The following is a 16,074-nucleotide window of genomic DNA, read 5'->3' on the forward strand; positions in this document are numbered from 1 at the left end:
AAAACACCTCTTTGACGTGTCTGCGGAAAGAGGCGGATGCTGCCCCGCAGTGCCCATCGGAGAAAGAGGCGGACCGGAAGATGAGCGGTAACGAGGACCCCGTGGACGATCTGTCGGTCACCCCGCCCAAGCGCTGGGCGACCGGTGTCCCGGCGGTGACACACGCACTGGAGTACTCGCTGGGGCAGACGACCGTACGACGTACCGCGCTGACCCTGCTGAACATCAACCAGGTCAAGGGATTCGACTGCCCGGGCTGCGCCTGGCCCGAGCCAGCACCGGGCAAGCGGCACCTCAACGAATACTGCGAGAACGGCGCCAAGCACATCAGCGACGAAGCCACCTCGCGCCGGGTCACCGCCGAGTTCTTCCGCCGGTACCCGATCGCCGAGCTGGGCGCCAAGTCGGACTACTGGCTCAACCAGCAGGGCCGGCTGACCGAGCCCATGATCAAGCGGCCCGGTGCGGAACACTACGAACCTGTCGGCTGGGACGAGGCGCTCGACGTACTGGCCGGCGAGCTCCGCCGGCTGGACTCCCCGGACGAGGCCCTCTTCTACACCTCCGGCCGGCTGAACAACGAGGCCGCCTTCCTGCTGCAGCTCTTCGCCCGCGCCTACGGCACCAACAACCTGCCGGACTGCTCCAACATGTGCCACGAGTCCAGCGGGTCCGCGCTGATGGAGACCCTGGGCATCGGCAAGGGCAGCGTCTCCCTGGACGACATCCACACCGCGGATCTCGTCTTCGTCGTCGGACAGAACCCGGGCACCAACCATCCGAGGATGCTCACCGCACTGGAGGAGACCAAGCGCAACGGCGGCAAGGTCATCGCGGTCAACCCGCTGCCTGAGGCCGGACTCATCCGCTTCAAGCATCCCCAGAAGGCACGCGGAGTGGTCGGCCGGGGTACCGCGATAGCCGACCAGTTCCTGCAGATCCGGCCCGGCGGCGACCTCGCCCTGTTCCAGGCACTGGGCCGGCTGCTGCTGGAGGCCGAGGACGAGCGCCCGGGCACCGTACTCGACCACGGCTTCATCAGCACCCACACCATCGGCTTCGCCGACTTCGCCGACCACGCCCGGAAGGTCGCCTGGGAGGACATCCTCACCGCGACCGGGCTCACCCGTGAGGAGATCGAGAGCGTCCACGACCGGGTGCTGCGCAGCGGGAAGATAATCGTCTGCTGGGCCATGGGCCTCACCCAGCACAAGCACGGCGTCCCGACCATCCGCGAGGTGGTCAACTTCCTGCTGCTGCGCGGCAACGTCGGCAGGCCGGGCGCGGGCGTGTGTCCGGTGCGCGGCCACAGCAACGTCCAGGGCGACCGCACGATGGGCATCTGGGAGCGCATGCCCCAGACGTTCCTCGATGCCCTGGGCCGCGAGTTCGGCTTCACCCCGCCCGCGAAGCACGGACTGGACTCGGTCGACGGCATCCGGGCCATGCGCGACGGCACCGCGAAGCTCTTCCTCGGCGTCGCCGGCAACTTCGTCCGGGCCACCCCCGACAGCCATGTCACCGAGGAGGCGATGCGGCGGTGCCGGCTCACCGCGCACATCTCCACCAAGCTCAACCGCTCCCACACGGTCTGCGGTGACACCGCCCTCATCCTGCCCACCCTCGGCCGCAGCGACCGCGACATCCAGGCGTCCGGCGAGCAGTTCATCACCGTCGAGGACTCCATGAGCGAGGTGCACGCCTCCCGCGGCCGCCTGGCGCCGGCCTCCCCGCACCTGCTCAGCGAGGTCGCGATCATCAGCCGGCTGGCCCGCCGCACCCTCGGCGACGAACCCGCCATCCCCTGGGAGGAGTTCGAGGCGGACTACGCCACCGTCCGCGACCGCATCTCCCGGGTCGTACCGGGCTTCGAGGACTTCAACGCCCGGGTCGCGAGACCCGGTGGCTTCCGGCTGCCCAACCCGGTGAACCAGCGTGTGTTCCGGACGCCGAGCGGCAAGGCCGTCTTCACCGTCAACGAGTTCACGATGCCGGACATCCCCGAGGGCCATCTGCTGCTGCAGACACTGCGCTCCCACGACCAGTGGAACACCGTGCCGTATGCGATGGACGACCGCTACCGCGGCATCCACAACGCCCGCCGGGTGGTGCTCGTCAACCCCGCCGACCTGGCCGCCCTCGGGCTCGCCGACCGCGACCGGGTGGACCTGGTCGCCGTCTGGCACGACGGGCTGGAACGCCGGGCGGAGGACTTCCGCGTCGTCGCCTATCCCGCCAGCCGCGGCTCCGCGGCCTCCTACTACCCCGAGACCAATGTCCTGGTGCCGCTGGACAGTGTCGCCGACATCAGCAACACCCCTACGTCCAAAGGCGTGTTGATCCGCCTGGAGCCCACGCGCGGAGCGGGAACATGGGACGAGTGACGGTACGGCGGCGGGTGCTCCGGATCCGCGACGGAGTACCCTCCGCCCGGCCGGACACCCTGGCCGCCGAGGAACCGATGGAGATACGGGTCGGCGGGCGCCCCCTCACCGTGACCATGCGCACCCCGGGCGACGACTTCGACCTCGCGGCCGGCTTCCTCGCCGGCGAGGGCGTCGTCCATGCCGCCGGCGACGTGACCGGCATCCGCTACTGCGCCGGCGCCACGGCGGACGGGGGCAACACCTACAACGTGGTGGACGTCGGCCTGGCCCCGGGCGTGGCCACGCCCGGCGCGTCGCTGGAGCGGAACTTCTACACCACCTCCTCGTGCGGCCTGTGCGGCAAGGCCGGCCTGGACGCGGTGCGCATGGCCATGAGGTGGTCCGTGGCCGAGGACCCGCTGCGCGTGGGCCCGGAACTCCTCGCCTCCCTGCCCGATAAGCTCCGTGCGGCGCAGAAGGTGTTCGACAGCACCGGGGGCCTGCACGCGGCCGGACTGTTCACGGCCGACGGCGAGCTGCTGTGCCTGCGCGAGGACGTGGGCCGGCACAACGCCGTGGACAAGGTCGTCGGACACGCCCTGCGCTCGGACCTGCTGCCGTTGCGCGGCACCCTGCTGATGGTCAGCGGCCGCGCCTCCTTCGAGCTGGTGCAGAAGGCCGTACTCGCCGGAATCCCCCTGCTGGCAGCCGTCTCGGCCCCCTCCTCGCTGGCCGTGGACCTGGCGGCCGAGAGCGGGCTGACCCTGGTCGGCTTTCTGCGCGGTACGTCGATGAACGTGTACGCCGGTGCGGAACGACTCCAGCCGCAGCCGGTGGGCCGACGTGGGCTGATGGGGGTCTGACGTGTGCTGGTGGGGTTTGATGCGGGCTGACGCGAGGGCTCACGCGGGGTCCGACGTGGGCGCCCGGCGCCGCCGGAACCGGGCCGCCGCCTTCTGCGACCGCGGGGCCGAGCTGCCGGGTGGCACCTGCGGGGTTGGGCCGCCGTGTCCGGCACCCTGCAGGGCTGAGTCGCCGCGCCGGGCGACCGCGGGGCTGAGTCGCCGCGCCTGGCACCTGTGGGGCTGAGTAGCCGTGCTCGGCACCGTCGGAGCCCGGTTGCTGCCTTCGGCGGCCCCGGAGCTGGGCTGCCGCGCCGGGCGACCGCGGGGCTGGGCGGTGGCGCCCGGCGTCGGCTATTGCCCCGGCGTCCTCGGCCATCGCCCCGCCGTCGGCTACCGCCCCGGATCCCCCGGCACGCGCTCCAGGGCCGAGGCCACGTCGGTGGTGCGGGCGATGTCCGTCAGCGCCCTCGCCATCACCGAACCGGGCTCCCGGGCGGCGACCACCAGGCCCACGGGCACGGCCGCGGCGGGTTCGACGAGCGGCACCGCCCGCATACCGTGCGGGACACCGAACACATGGAGCCAGGCATGCGGCACGATGGCCGCCCACTGGCCCGTCCTGACGTGGGCGAACAGCGCCGCCACGGAGTCGGTCTCCAGTCGGGGCGAGGGCTGCGTCCCCGCCTGCGCGAACAGCTCGTCCAGCACCCGGCGTCCCTGCATCGCCGGGGTCAGCATGCACAGCGGCAGTCGCGACGCCTCCGCCCAGGTGGCCGACGTACGCCGGGCCAGGCCGTCGGCGGTCGTGAGCAGCAGCACGTACCGCTCCTGGTACAGGGGCACGGTGTGGAAGCCACCCTCCGACACATCCTCGCGCAGATAGGTCACCCCGGCATCGAGCTCGAAGTTCTGCAGCTGCCGCAGGATGTCCACCGACTGCATGTCCGCGGTCACCTCGACCGTGACCAGCGGGTGCGCCGCGCAGAACGGCCCGGTCAACTGGGCGACGGCACCGGACGCGGTGGGCACGGTGCCGATCCGCATCCTGCCGCTCAAGCCGTTGCGCAGGACATCCACCTCGTCCTTGAGGGCATCACGGTCGGCAAGGATCCGCTGCGCCCATACGACGATGCGTTCCCCCTCCGGGGTGAGGCCCTCGTACTTGCGGCCACGCCGCACCAGCGGCACGTCGAGTTCCTCCTCCAGCTTGCGCAGCGCCTCCGACAGAGCGGGCTGGGAGACATAGCAGGCCTGGGCGGCACGGGCGAAATGCCGCTCCCGGGAGAGGGCGACGAGGTATTCCAGCTGACGAAAGAGCACGGCACGGGTGTACCCGACCGCTCCCCGTAAAGCCAACCCCGGCCCGTCGGCCCCTGCGCCGGTCGCGGCGCCGGACTGCGTACGACCTGCCGAGCCGACCGGGCAGCGCCATGCTGGAACGACTCGGTTCCAAGGACTCGACGACTTGGTTCCAAGACCCTCATGTCTCCAGGACCTCATGAGGAGGCGTACTGCCGTGGTCGAACCGCAGCCCGTCATCGTCCCGCCGGCCAGGGCGGCGGTGTTCCTCGTCGCCACCATCGATCCGGGCGGGGAGGACACGGTCCGCGGCCTGCTCGAGGACGTCTCGGGGCTGCGCCGCTCGGTGGCCTTCCGCGAGCCGGCCGAGGAACTGAGCTGTGTCGTCGGCATCGGATCGCACGCATGGGACCGGCTGTTCAGCGGCCCGCGCCCACGTCGGCTGCATCCCTTCGCGGACCTGGTCGGCCCCCGCCATCGAGCGCTCGGCACACCGGGCGACCTGCTTTTCCACGTCCGCTCCCACCGTATGGATCTCTGCTTCGAACTGGCCCGGCTCCTGGGCGAGCGACTCGCGGGAGCGGCCACCGTGGTCGACGAGGTGCACGGCTTCAAATTCTTCGACGAACGTGACCTGCTGGGCTTCGTGGACGGCAGCGAGAACCCCGAGGGAAACGTCGCGGACGACGCCGTGTTCATCGGCGAGGAGGACGCGGAATTCGCGGGCGGCAGCTATGTGATCGTGCAGAAGTACCTGCACGACATGACGGCCTGGAACGCCCTGTCGGTCGAGGAACAGAACCTGGTCATCGGGCGCACCAAACTGGCCAACATCGAACTCCCCGACGATGTGAAACCGGCCGATTCCCATGTCGCGCTCAACACCATCACCGACGAGAACGGCGACGAACGCAAGATCGTACGGGAGAACATGCCCTTCGGTACCATCGGCAAAGGCGAGTTCGGCACCTATTTCATCGGATATGCCCGCACCCCGGATGTGACGGAGGAAATGCTGAGGAACATGTTCCTCGGCAGGGATCCGGGCCGGCACGACCGCATTCTCGAATTCTCCGTGCCGGTCACGGGCTGCCTCTTCCATGTGCCCACCGCCACTTTTCTCGACGACCTGCCCGATGCCCCGAGCGGCTCGTGACTCAGCGTTACCGGAACGGCAATGCGTGTCTTCCGTTTGCGGTGCCGTGCACAGCGGGGTTCAGTGATTACGGACCGCCGGAACAACCACCCCGCGGATTATCGAGCCCGCGCGCTCAGGAGCTGTCATGTCGATGTCGTTCGGTGCACCGTTCGGTTCGTCGGATCCCTTCGGCGAGTTGTTCAGCCGTTTCTTCGGGATGTCGCCCGCGTCGTCGCCCCCCGCCGTACAGCGGGTGCCCATCGGCCGGCTGCTGACGGAGTCGTCGCAGGAACTGCTCAACCTGGCCGCTCAGCGGGCGCTGGAGGACGGCACGTCCGACCTGGACACCGAACATCTGCTGTGGGCGGCCACCAAGGTCGAACCGTCCCGGAGACTGCTCTCCAAGCTGGACGTCGATCCCGACACGCTGGCGGCCGAGCTCGCCGAGATCCTGCCCCGGGAGTCCGGTGAGCCGTCCGCGCAGCCGGGCCTGACCCCAGCGGCCAAGCGCACGCTCCGGGCCGCCTACGCCTACTCGCAGGCGGCCGGAGTGTCGTACATCGGTCCCGAGCACATCCTCGGCGCCCTGCTCGGCGACAGTGAGACGGGCGCCGCCAAGCTGCTGCGTGCCGAGGGCATGGACACGCAGAAACTGGCCGGGCTGACCGAGCAGGCCGCTCGCGGCGACGGAGCTCCCGCCGAACGGCAGAAGGCGCCGGCGACGACGCTGGACGAGTACGGGCGGGATCTGACGGAGGAGGCGACGGCGGGGAAGCTGGATCCGGTGGTGGGGCGTGGAGAGGAGATCGAGCAGACGGTCGAGATCCTCTCGCGGCGGTCGAAGAACAATCCCGTGCTGATCGGCGAGCCGGGAGTCGGCAAGACGGCGATCGTGGAGGGGCTGGCACAGCGGATCGTGGCCGGTGAGGTGCCGGACACCCTCAAGGACAAGAGGGTCGTGGCCCTGGACCTGTCGGGGATGGTCGCGGGGGCGCAGTACCGGGGCCAGTTCGAGGAGCGGTTGAAGAAGGTCATCGAGGACGTCCAGGCCGCCAAGGGCCGGATCATCCTGTTCATCGACGAACTGCACACCGTCGTGGGCGCGGGGGCGACGGGGGAGGGGTCGATGGACGCGGGCAACATGCTCAAGCCGGCCCTCGCGCGCGGTGAACTCCACGTCGTGGGAGCCACGACGATCGACGAGTACCGCAAGTACGTGGAGAAGGACGCGGCGCTGGAACGGCGGTTCCAGCCGGTGATGGTGCCCGAACCGACGGTGGAGGAGACGGTGCAGATCCTGGAGGGGCTGCGGGACTCCTACGAGGCGCACCACCAGGTCCGGTTCGACGATGGGGCCTTGGTGGCCGCGGCCGAACTGTCCGACCGCTACATCACCGACCGCTTCCTGCCCGACAAGGCGATCGATGTGATGGACCAGGCCGGTGCGCGGGTGCGGTTGCGCAGCGTGGGCCGGTCCACGGAGGTGATCAGCCGCGAGGACCGCATCGCCCAGCTCCGCCGCGAACTCGATCAGGCCGTCTCCGGGGAGGACTTCGAGAAGGCGTCGGAACTGAAGCGGCAGATCTCCGAGGTGGAGGGCGAACTCGCCGGCATCGAAGAACGCCGCGAGGGCGTGGTATCGGTGACGGCCGCCGATATCGCCGACGTGGTCTCCCGGCGTACGGGCATCCCGGTGTCGCAGCTGACGGCGAGCGAGAAGGAGAAGCTGCTCAGGCTGGAGGAGGAGATGCACGCCCGGATCGTCGGCCAGGACGAGGCCGTCACCGCCGTCTCCCAGGCGGTACGGCGCAACCGGGCGGGCATGGGGGATCCGAACCGGCCGGTGGGATCCTTCCTGTTCCTCGGTCCCACGGGTGTCGGCAAGACCGAACTCGCCAAGACCCTCGCGGCGTTGCTGTTCGGGGACGAGGACCGGATGATCCGGTTCGACATGAGCGAGTTCCAGGAGAAGCACACCGTCGCCCGTCTCGTGGGTGCCCCTCCCGGATACGTGGGCTACGAGGAAGCGGGCCAGCTGACGGAGAAGGTGCGCCGCCGGCCGTACAGCGTGGTGCTGTTCGACGAGGTGGAGAAGGCGCACCCGGACGTCTTCAACACCCTGCTGCAGATCCTGGACGACGGCCGGCTCACCGACGCCCAGGGCCGCACCGTCGACTTCCGGCACTGCGTGATCATCATGACGTCCAACATCGGCGCGCACCGGATCCTGGACCACAAGGGCGATGTGTCGGAGCTCAAGGACGAGTTGATGGAGGACCTGCGGACCAGGTTCCTGCCGGAGTTCCTCAACCGGATCGATGACATCATCATCTTCCACGGGCTGACCGAGGAGGATCTCGGGAAGATCGTGGACCATCTGCTGGACCACAGCAAACGCCGCGTCCACGCCCAGGGGATGACGCTGGAGGTGACCGATGCGGCGAAGAAACTGCTCATCGCCCATGGACACCAGCCGGAGTTCGGCGCCCGGCCGCTGCGCCGCACGATCCAGGCGGAACTCGACAACCGGATCGCCACCCTTCTGCTCAGCGGCGAGGCCGATCCCGGCGACACCATCGTCGCCGACGTCGAACACGACTCCCTCCACTGCAGGGTCCGTAGAACCGACTGAGGGCTGACTCCTCAGCGTCATCCCTGCTCGCTGTGCTCCCCGATCGACATCACGACCACGCTCGACGGGCCGTCGGGCGTGTCGAAGTGGACCGAGTCACCGGGGCGGTGTCCGAGCAGCGCACGGCCGAGCGGACTGTCGGAGGTGACCAGGTTCTGGTCCAGGGCCTCGGCGAGTTCCCCGATCTGGAGCGTCTCCACCGAGCCGTCCGGGAAGCGGACGGTGACCGTGCTGCCCACGCCGACCACGTCCGTGGGGGCGGGCCCGGCCACGTCCGCTCGGCGCAGCCGCTCGGTGATGGTCTCGATACGACGGTCCAGGCGGTTGAGCTGATTGGCGCGCTGCAACTGCTCGGCCTGGTCCGCCTGATCGCCCACGTCCGTACGGTCCTGCAGGATTCCGGCGACGAGCCGGCGCTCATCACGCAGGTCGGCCAGCTCCTGCTCCAGCGCGCGGCGGGCAGCGGCACCGATCGGCTCCGGGTCACCGGTCATTTCCGCTCCTATGGTCCAGGGAAGAATGTTCATGAGTCGGACATTTTTCGCATCGTATCAACGAGAGCCCGGGGGTCGTGCCGCCATGCAGTGGCGGTCGGGGCGGCGGCTGCGGTGGAGGCGCCGAGAATCCCGATATACGGTGTTTCCGGGTGTTTTCTTCACCGGTTTCCCTCTCCCTCCAGGAGGTTTCCATGTCCTCGAAGCGACGCCGTAAGAAGAAGTCGCGACGCAACCATCGCGCCAATCACGGCAAGCGGCCCCAGTCCTGACGACCTCGGACGCATGAGTCTGATGCCAGACTCAGGCGTATGAGGACGACGACGTCACCGCCCGCCCGCACGGCAGCGACCACGTCGAGGTGCGCCATATGACCTCCGCCATGGTGGTCGGCGGCGGGCCCAACGGCCTCGCCGCCGCTGCCCTCCTCGCCAAGGCGGGACTGCAGGTCACGCTCCTGGAAGCGACGGACGAGGTCGGCGGCGGCACCCGCAGCCACGAGGCGATCCTGCCGGGACTCGTGCACGACCACTGCTCGGCCATCCATCCCATGACCGTCAGCTCACGGGCGCTGCGCGCGCTCGAACTCGAACGGCACGGGCTGCGCTGGTTGTTGCCGGATGTCGACTGCGTGCACCCGTTGGACGACGGCAGTGCCGGGGTCCTGCTGCGTTCCGTGCCGGACACCGCCCGCCTGCTCGGTCCGGACGGTGACCGATATCGCGCGCTCCTCACCACCCCGGTACGACACTGGGACGCCCTGGCACACGATGTGATGGGCCCCCTGCTGCGCATCCCCTCGCACCCGCTGCTGCTCACCCGCTTCGGCCTGCCGACCACCCTTCCCGCCTCCCTCCTCGCCCGCTTCTTCACCACCCCACGGGCGCGGGCCCTGTGGGCGGGCGTCGCGGCACACGCCTTCCGCCCGCTGTCGCAGCCGTTCACCTCGGCCATCGGGCTCGGCATCCTCACCGCGGGCCATGCCGCCGGCTGGGCCGTGGCCGAAGGCGGCTCACAGTCCATCGCCCGAAGCATGGAACGCGTGCTGCGCCTGCACGGGGGCATCGTCCACACCGGCGTGCGCGTCACCGACCACCGGCAGCTGCCACCTGCCGACGTGACCCTCCTCGACCTCGACCCCGGCCAGGTCATCGCCCTCTACGGCGACCGGCTCCCGGCCCGGGTGCGCCGTGCCTACCGGCGGTTCCGCCGGGCCCCCGCCGTCTTCAAGCTCGACCTGGCCGTCGAAGGGGGCGTGCCCTGGACCAACGAGCACGCACGCCGGGCGGGCACCGTGCACCTCGGCGGCCCGCTCGCCGAGGTGGCCGACACGGAGCGGGCCGTGGTGGCCGGCCACCTGCCGGAACGTCCCTTCGTGCTGGTCGGCCAGCAGTACCTGGCGGACCCCGCCCGCTCGGTGGGCGACGTCCACCCCGTCTACACCTACGCCCATGTCCCGTACGGCTACGACGGGGACGCGACCGACGCGATACTCCGTCAGCTGGAGCGGTTCGCCCCCGGTGTCCGCGAACGCATCGTGGGCCGCCGGGCCACCCCGCCCGCCCGGTTCGCCACCGCCAATCCCAACTTCACCGGCGGCGACATCATCACCGGGGCCAGTACGATCCCTCAGCTTCTCCTGGGCCCTCGCCCGACCATAGAGCCGTACTCGACCGGCCTGCCGGGTGTGTTCCTGTGCTCGGCGGCGACCCCGCCCGGTGCCGGCGCGCACGGCATGTGCGGCGCCGGAGCCGCGGCGGCCGCACTGCGCCACCTGGGGGTGCGGGCCGCTCGCTGACACATGAGGACGGCCGGCGGCATCGCCTGGGGGACGATGGCGCCGGCCGGAGTCGACTCGCGCGGTGTTCGCAGCTGTCGGTCGGGGGCGGCGGTCACGCGGCTCCGGCCGGCCCGGGCAGCTCCGCGGAAGGTGTGCCGTGGCGCCGCGCCAGGCCCTTGCGGTCGTAGGCGAGGGTGCCGAGGAGGCCTGCACCGAGGCCGAGGACAAGGGCCGCCGCGGCGGCGGTCACCGCGCGACCGAGGCCGGCGTCCCACACGGCGCCGAAGTACAGGACCGAGCGGACGCCGACGTAGATCTGGTGCAGCGGCTCGAAGGTGCCGAGGAAGCGGACGACGGACGGAGTGGCCTCCAGTGGGGCCGTACCGCCGGCGCTCGGGACCGAGAGGACGATGAACAGGAAGAGGTTGACCACCATGCCCAGGCCGCCGAGCAGGGCGAGGATGCTCTGGACGACCACGGCCACGGCGGTGATCGCGAGCACGCTGAGCCCCCACAGCTGCCAGGGGTGGTCCAGGGGCATGCCGAGCCCGTCCGCGATGGCCAGGTAGACCGTGGAGACGACCACCGCGACGCCCGTCATGATCCCCCACTTCAGGGCGAGGGTGGCCAGGCGGCTGTGTCCCGAGTGCGGCTCCATGCGGTAGCGCGGGCCGAACTCCTTCGGGGTGAAGCCGAGTTGGGCGTCGACCAGGTTGCTGACGATCAGGGACCCGGTGAAGCCGGCGAGTACGAGCAGCAGGGCGTAGTAGAAGGCCGACAGGCCGTTGCCCGTGCCGTCGGGAACGCGGTGGAAGGGCGTGACCCGCACGTCCATGGGTGCGGACAGCACGAGTCGCGCGGTGCCCGGCACGGTCCGGCCGTGCGCCGTGGCCGCCTTGGCCCGGGCCGAGGTCACCTCGGCGAGAAGCTGCTTGCCGACGGCCTGGTCGGCCCGCGTGAGCGCCTGGTTCGCGAGCGCGTTCACGACGGATGCGCTGGAGGTGTTGGCGAGCGGGTTGGTGTAGACGGTGATCACCGGCCGCTCCACGGCGGCGCCGGTCACGGCGCCCGAGGCCAGTGCCGTCAGCTTCCTGCTGAGGTCCGGGGGCAGCACGATCGCGCCGTAGAGCTTCGCCTGCCCCAGCTCGTGCTTCGCCTCGGCGAGGCTGAGTGAGCGCAGGTCGAACTTGTCGTGGTCGATGCCCTCGCGCAGGCTGCCGGCGATCTGCCTGCCGACGTCGACGTGCTGCCCGGAGGCGGTGGTGGCCCCGGTGTCGGCGTCGACGATCGCCACGGGGAAGTCCGCGAGGTGGTCGGAGGAACTGACCGTGCTGCCCAGGTACAGCGCCGCCAGCACCGCCATGACGACGGAGACGATGACGGCCGGAGCCAGCCACAGTCGCGGCGTCGGCTTCCTGCCCGCGGGACCCGTGCCGTTCGTCCTCATGTCGCATCCTTTCGAGGTGACCATTTTGGTTACTCAGTGACCAGGATGGTAACCTAAGGCCGTGAAGTCAACCGTGAAGCTCACGAGCGAGGAAATCGACCGCGCACTGCTCGACGTGGCCGCCTTCGTGTTTGCCCGGCACGGATTCGCACAGGGGCCCGTGCAGGCCATCGCCGACGCCGCCGGCTACTCGAAGGCCGCCGTCCTCAAGCGCTTCGGGTCCAAGGAACGCATCCAGGCCGCCGTGGTCGCCCGCGCCGAGGAACACATCACGCGCGTCGCCGCCGCGGCCGCCGGACTCCCGGTCGGAAAGCGGCGCGACGCGGCCCTGCTCAACGCGCTCGTCGAAATGATCGAGGAGTGGCCGGGCACAGGCGCGCTCATCGTGGGCGCCTTCTGGCTCACCCGCGACCCCGAGATCCTCGAACGTCTCGCACAGGCCCAGCGCACGCTGCTGGAGGCCTTCGATCCGCAGATCGAGACCGACGAGGAGCGGCGGGTGCGGGTGGTGTCCGCGATCGGCGCGGTGACCTCCACCATGATGGCCAACCGCGACACCCGATGGACGGAGCTGACGGACGTCGTGGTGGCCGCGGGACTGGGCGCCCTGGGCCACGCGTCCGCCACCTGACGGCCACCGTGCGACGCCCGCCGACGGGCGGAGTGCCTTCCGGATAGGGCGCAGGTTGTACGGGGCGGGCGGAGGTCGTTGCCAGGTCCTCGGCGGTGCGGAGAGGGCAGGATTCGAACCTGCGTGGACCCAACGGGTCCGACCTCGAGCCAACGCTCACCGGTCCCCGATCAACCACTCCGGGCACCTCTCCTCGCTCCCGGCTTCGCGGTCGCCCGCTCCGCCGTTCACATGGACAACAGTGCCGGAACCGGCTGACATCACGCTGACGCGCAAGTGCGGTCCGTGCGTCGCCTCTTCGGCACCGCCTGGATCGGAAGCGGTGAGGGCCCGAGGCGCGGAGATCAGGGGTGGAGCTTCTGCTGCGCGGCGAGCATGGCGACGAACTTCTCGATGCGCGCCGCCCGTGTCTGTGGCTTCTTGGCGTCCTGGACGCGGTAGAGGATCGCGTACCGGTTGTGGCTGTCCAGCGTCGCGAAGAAGTCCCGGGCCTGAGGACAGGCCTCCAGAGCCGCCTGGAGGTCCTCGGGCACCGTCGCCGTGCGCTGACCCTCGTACGCCGCCTCCCAGCGGCCGTCCGCCTTGGCCTTCTCCACTTCCCGCAGGCCGGCCGGTCGCATCCGGCCCCGCTCCGTGAGTGCGGCGGCCTTCTCCCGGTTCACCTTCGACCACTTGCTGCCCGGCCGCCGCGGGGTGAAGCGCTGCAGCCAGTGCCGCTCGTCCAGCTTCTTCTTCTGCCCGTCGATCCAGCCGAAGCAGAGCGCCGACTCCAGCGCTTCCGCGTAGCCGACGCCGTCGAGCCCGGAACCTGCCTTCGGGATCTTCAGCCAGATGCCCGGCACGTCGGCGTGATGCTCCTCCAGCCACTTCTCCCACGCCTGCTGCGTGGCGAAGGCCATGACGGGATCGGCACCGTTCTGTGCTCCACCCGTCTGTGCTCCACCTGGCATGCGTCACATCAAAACCCACCCCACCGGCGCGGTCAATCAGCAGGCACGCCCCGATGCCGACACAGGGTGCCGGGCTCAGTCCGCCAGGTCCGTCTTGCCGAACAGGGCGGCGTAGCTCGACGGGAGCTGGCTGAAGACCTGGTTCAGCTCGCCTCCGCTGACGCTGTCGGCGACCGTGGTCAGGACCGCGCCGGCGTCCCACTGGGCCGTGCGCGGCCTGCTCCCGATCCGCTCGGCGACCCGGCGGTGGAACTCCTGGACCCCGAACCGCTCCGGCCGGGGCTGCTTCGCGTCGGCCAGACTCGGGCCCAGCGGTCCGGGCAGCTGGGAGGCGAGGTCGTCGATCTCCCCAGGGCTGATCCGCTGCGCCAGCACACTCAGCACGGCCTCCGTGACCTGCGCCGCCTCGTCCTGGCTGGCGTACTCGCCGCGCTCGCGCACACGGGCGAGGAACTCGTCATACCTCATCATCGTCACCTCCACTTCGGTGCCGTTTCACCGCTGCGCCCGTGTCCCCGGCACCCGAGCCGTCTCAGGCGCGCCCGGCCCATACGTCGGACTCGGTCCCAGTACCCAGCCCACCGCGGGATGCACGGCCGGATCCGACGGGCACGCCTGCTGGGAACCGCGAGCCCGGGTTACCCGGCCCGCATTCCGAAGCCGCATCCTGCCGGGCGCAGCCACCGCCACGGCGGCGACGCCCTGGGGTCGCGCGTGCCGACGCCGCAGGACGCCGGGCCCGATCAGCGAATCGAGCGGGCCACGCCCGACACACCGGCGCAACTGCCCAATCGGGCCTGGGGTGCGGTGCTGAAGGGCTCCCTGCGCGAGTTCCAGGACGACGAGCTGACCGACTGGGCCGCCGCCCCGACCTACTACGGGGTTCTCGCCCTCTTCCCGGCGCTGCTGGTCCTGGTGTCACTGCTGGGCATCGCCGGCAGGTCGGTCACCGGCAAGGTGCTGGCCGATCTCCGGCACCTCGCGCCCGGCTCCGCCCGGGACATCGTCACCAGGTCCATGGAGCAGCTGCAGAACAACGCCGGCACCGGATCGGTCATGACCGTCGTCGGCGTCGTACTGGCGGTCTGGTCGGCCTCCGGGTACGTGGCCGCCTTCATCCGGGCCGCCAACGCCGTCTACGACTTGCCGGAGGGCCGCCCGGTGTGGAAGATCCTGCCGCTGCGGATAGGCGTCACCGTCATGCTGATGGTGCTCTCTGTGGCCGGCGCTGGTCCTGCTGGTCACGGTGATGATCGCGATCCACCGGGGGCCGAGCCGAACCCTCAGCCCCGCGACACCAGGAAGTGGCACGAGGACGACGTACGCCGACTGCGCCAGACATGACCGGTCCGGCGGTTCAGGGCGGGCGCACCGAGGCCCGGAAGCACGGTGCGCCCCGCTCGCTCACGCCGCGTACCCGCCGTCCACGAAGAGCTCCGCTCCGGTCACGTACACCGCCTCCGGCCCCGCCAGATAAGCCACGGCGGAGGCCACCTCCTCGGCTGTGCCGAAGCGGCCGAGAGCGGTCATGGCCGCCTGAGCGGACGCGAAGGGACCGTCGGCGGGGTTCATGTCGGTGTCGGTCGGGCCCGGATGTACGACGTTCGCCGTGATCCCGCGCTCGCCCAGCTCGCGGGCCAGCGCCTTCGTCAGCCCGACGACGGCCGACTTGCTCATCGCGTACAAGGTGGCGCCGGGGCCCGGCGCGTGATGGGTGATGTGTGACGGCAGCCGTTCCTAGCCGTCGGGCCGTGGTGTCCGCGCCTCAGGTGGTGTGCAGGGCCGAGCGTAGGTGGCGGAGGGCCAGGCCTACCGCGGCGAGTTGGTGTGGCTTGCCCGCGCGCAGCGGTGAGGAACGGCCCCGCTCCTGGCGATCACCCGGGCGGTTGCGTGGAGCGGGCGCGGCGGTGGGCCGCGACCCGTTCGCGGGTCGCGCAGCGCCGGGAGCAGTAGCGGCGTCGGGGGCCGGGGCCCTGGGTGATGAAGACGTTCCGGCAGACGGCCGACGCACAGATCCTTCCGGGCGGGAGCTGGCGGTCCCAGACGAGAACGGTCAGGGCCAGGCAGGACGAGGCGAGGAGCCACTCACCCCAGGGAGCGTCGTCGTCGCGGTCGAGGTGGGGATGCCAGGGCGTGTCGCCACCGTGTGAGGTCAGACGGAGCGGCCCGGTGTGTTCGCCGAGCAGTCGATTGAGGACGGCGGCTGCCTCGTCGGCGCCCTCGGCGGCGAAGACCTCTCGCAGCCGGTCCGCGGCCTCCCGCATCTGCGCGACATCCCGGGAGGTGAGGTGCACGGGGCCCGTCTCGCCGTGAGCGAGCAGCACCTCCGCCACATGGCCCGGGTGGGGGCGGTCCTCGGCGAGGACGTTGACGAGAGCGGCGGTGCGGCGGGCCATGGTCAGGACGGAGTGCCGGGTGGACCAGTCGCCGTCGGCGCCGTTGCTGGGGGACATCAGCGCACTGTAACGCATATTGCGGAGTTTTGAGTTACC

Annotated in this window: 12 protein-coding genes and 3 pseudogenes; 7 read left to right on the top strand and 8 right to left on the bottom strand. The window is 70.5% G+C overall.

Features of this window, described 5'->3' with window-relative positions; translation table 11 throughout:
- Positions 1-80: 80 nt before the first annotated feature.
- Together ACWCQS_RS05815 and fdhD are read left to right on the top strand one after the other, a co-directional pair.
- Positions 81-2,384, top strand: a complete 2,304-nt coding sequence (locus ACWCQS_RS05815; protein ID WP_451003284.1) for an FdhF/YdeP family oxidoreductase — start codon at positions 81-83, stop codon at positions 2,382-2,384.
- On the top strand, positions 2,372-3,229 hold the full coding sequence (gene fdhD, locus ACWCQS_RS05820; RefSeq protein ID WP_451003285.1) for a formate dehydrogenase accessory sulfurtransferase FdhD: 858 nt from the start codon (positions 2,372-2,374) through the stop codon (positions 3,227-3,229). Before ACWCQS_RS05815 ends, fdhD begins: the two co-directional genes overlap by 13 nt.
- Before the next feature lie 372 nt (positions 3,230-3,601).
- Here fdhD and ACWCQS_RS05825 read toward each other — a convergent pair whose 3' ends face one another.
- Positions 3,602-4,531 carry a LysR family transcriptional regulator gene (locus ACWCQS_RS05825; RefSeq protein WP_451003286.1) on the bottom strand — a complete coding sequence of 310 codons (930 nt, stop codon included), beginning with the start codon at positions 4,529-4,531 and terminating at the stop codon, positions 3,602-3,604.
- A 196-nt stretch (positions 4,532-4,727) separates the two neighbouring features.
- Here ACWCQS_RS05825 and ACWCQS_RS05830 point away from each other — a divergent pair, with 196 nt between their 5' ends.
- Both ACWCQS_RS05830 and ACWCQS_RS05835 read left to right on the top strand, forming a co-directional pair.
- Positions 4,728-5,666, top strand: coding sequence for a Dyp-type peroxidase (locus ACWCQS_RS05830; RefSeq protein WP_451003287.1), 939 nt, complete (start codon positions 4,728-4,730; stop codon positions 5,664-5,666).
- Positions 5,667-5,793: 127 nt separating this feature from the next.
- Complete coding sequence (locus ACWCQS_RS05835; RefSeq protein WP_451003288.1) at positions 5,794-8,280, top strand: ATP-dependent Clp protease ATP-binding subunit; 2,487 nt, start codon at positions 5,794-5,796, stop codon at positions 8,278-8,280.
- Positions 8,281-8,297: 17 nt separating this feature from the next.
- Here ACWCQS_RS05835 and ACWCQS_RS05840 read toward each other — a convergent pair whose 3' ends face one another.
- Complete coding sequence (locus tag ACWCQS_RS05840; RefSeq protein WP_451003289.1) at positions 8,298-8,774, bottom strand: GreA/GreB family elongation factor; 477 nt, start codon at positions 8,772-8,774, stop codon at positions 8,298-8,300.
- 370 nt (positions 8,775-9,144) lie between these two features.
- Between ACWCQS_RS05840 and ACWCQS_RS05845 the strand changes: the two genes are divergently transcribed.
- A complete protein-coding gene (locus ACWCQS_RS05845) occupies positions 9,145-10,572 on the top strand; it encodes a phytoene desaturase family protein (protein ID WP_451003290.1) in 1,428 nt (475 codons plus the stop codon).
- Positions 10,573-10,666: 94 nt separating this feature from the next.
- Here ACWCQS_RS05845 and ACWCQS_RS05850 read toward each other — a convergent pair whose 3' ends face one another.
- Entirely contained in the window at positions 10,667-12,001 is a 1,335-nt protein-coding gene (locus tag ACWCQS_RS05850) for a YhgE/Pip domain-containing protein (protein WP_451003291.1), read from the bottom strand.
- A gap of 61 nt (positions 12,002-12,062) precedes the next feature.
- Here ACWCQS_RS05850 and ACWCQS_RS05855 point away from each other — a divergent pair, with 61 nt between their 5' ends.
- Positions 12,063-12,632 (top strand): TetR/AcrR family transcriptional regulator, encoded by a 570-nt coding sequence (locus ACWCQS_RS05855; protein WP_451003292.1) that lies wholly within the window; start codon positions 12,063-12,065, stop codon positions 12,630-12,632.
- Positions 12,633-12,730: 98 nt separating this feature from the next.
- Here ACWCQS_RS05855 and ACWCQS_RS05860 read toward each other — a convergent pair.
- The 3 genes and pseudogenes from ACWCQS_RS05860 to ACWCQS_RS05870 all read right to left on the bottom strand — a co-directional run bounded on the left by ACWCQS_RS05860 (position 12,731) and on the right by ACWCQS_RS05870 (position 14,050).
- Positions 12,731-12,825 (bottom strand): annotated as a pseudogene (locus tag ACWCQS_RS05860).
- 151 nt (positions 12,826-12,976) lie between these two features.
- Positions 12,977-13,531, bottom strand: coding sequence for a YdeI/OmpD-associated family protein (locus ACWCQS_RS05865; RefSeq protein ID WP_451003293.1), 555 nt, complete (start codon positions 13,529-13,531; stop codon positions 12,977-12,979).
- 126 nt (positions 13,532-13,657) lie between these two features.
- Positions 13,658-14,050, bottom strand: a complete 393-nt coding sequence (locus tag ACWCQS_RS05870) for a DUF2267 domain-containing protein (RefSeq protein WP_451003515.1) — start codon at positions 14,048-14,050, stop codon at positions 13,658-13,660.
- A 120-nt stretch (positions 14,051-14,170) separates the two neighbouring features.
- Here ACWCQS_RS05870 and ACWCQS_RS05875 point away from each other — a divergent pair.
- Positions 14,171-14,812: pseudogene (locus tag ACWCQS_RS05875) on the top strand (YihY/virulence factor BrkB family protein); the annotation flags it as partial.
- A gap of 174 nt (positions 14,813-14,986) precedes the next feature.
- On the opposite strand, the pseudogene ACWCQS_RS05880 reads toward ACWCQS_RS05875, so the two are convergent.
- Positions 14,987-15,292: pseudogene (locus ACWCQS_RS05880) on the bottom strand (SDR family oxidoreductase); the annotation flags it as partial.
- 164 nt (positions 15,293-15,456) lie between these two features.
- Complete coding sequence (locus tag ACWCQS_RS05885) at positions 15,457-16,035, bottom strand: CGNR zinc finger domain-containing protein (protein WP_451003294.1); 579 nt, start codon at positions 16,033-16,035, stop codon at positions 15,457-15,459.
- Positions 16,036-16,074: the final 39 nt, after the last annotated feature.

The sequence above is a fragment of the Streptomyces sp. NPDC002076 genome, assembly GCF_053593835.1.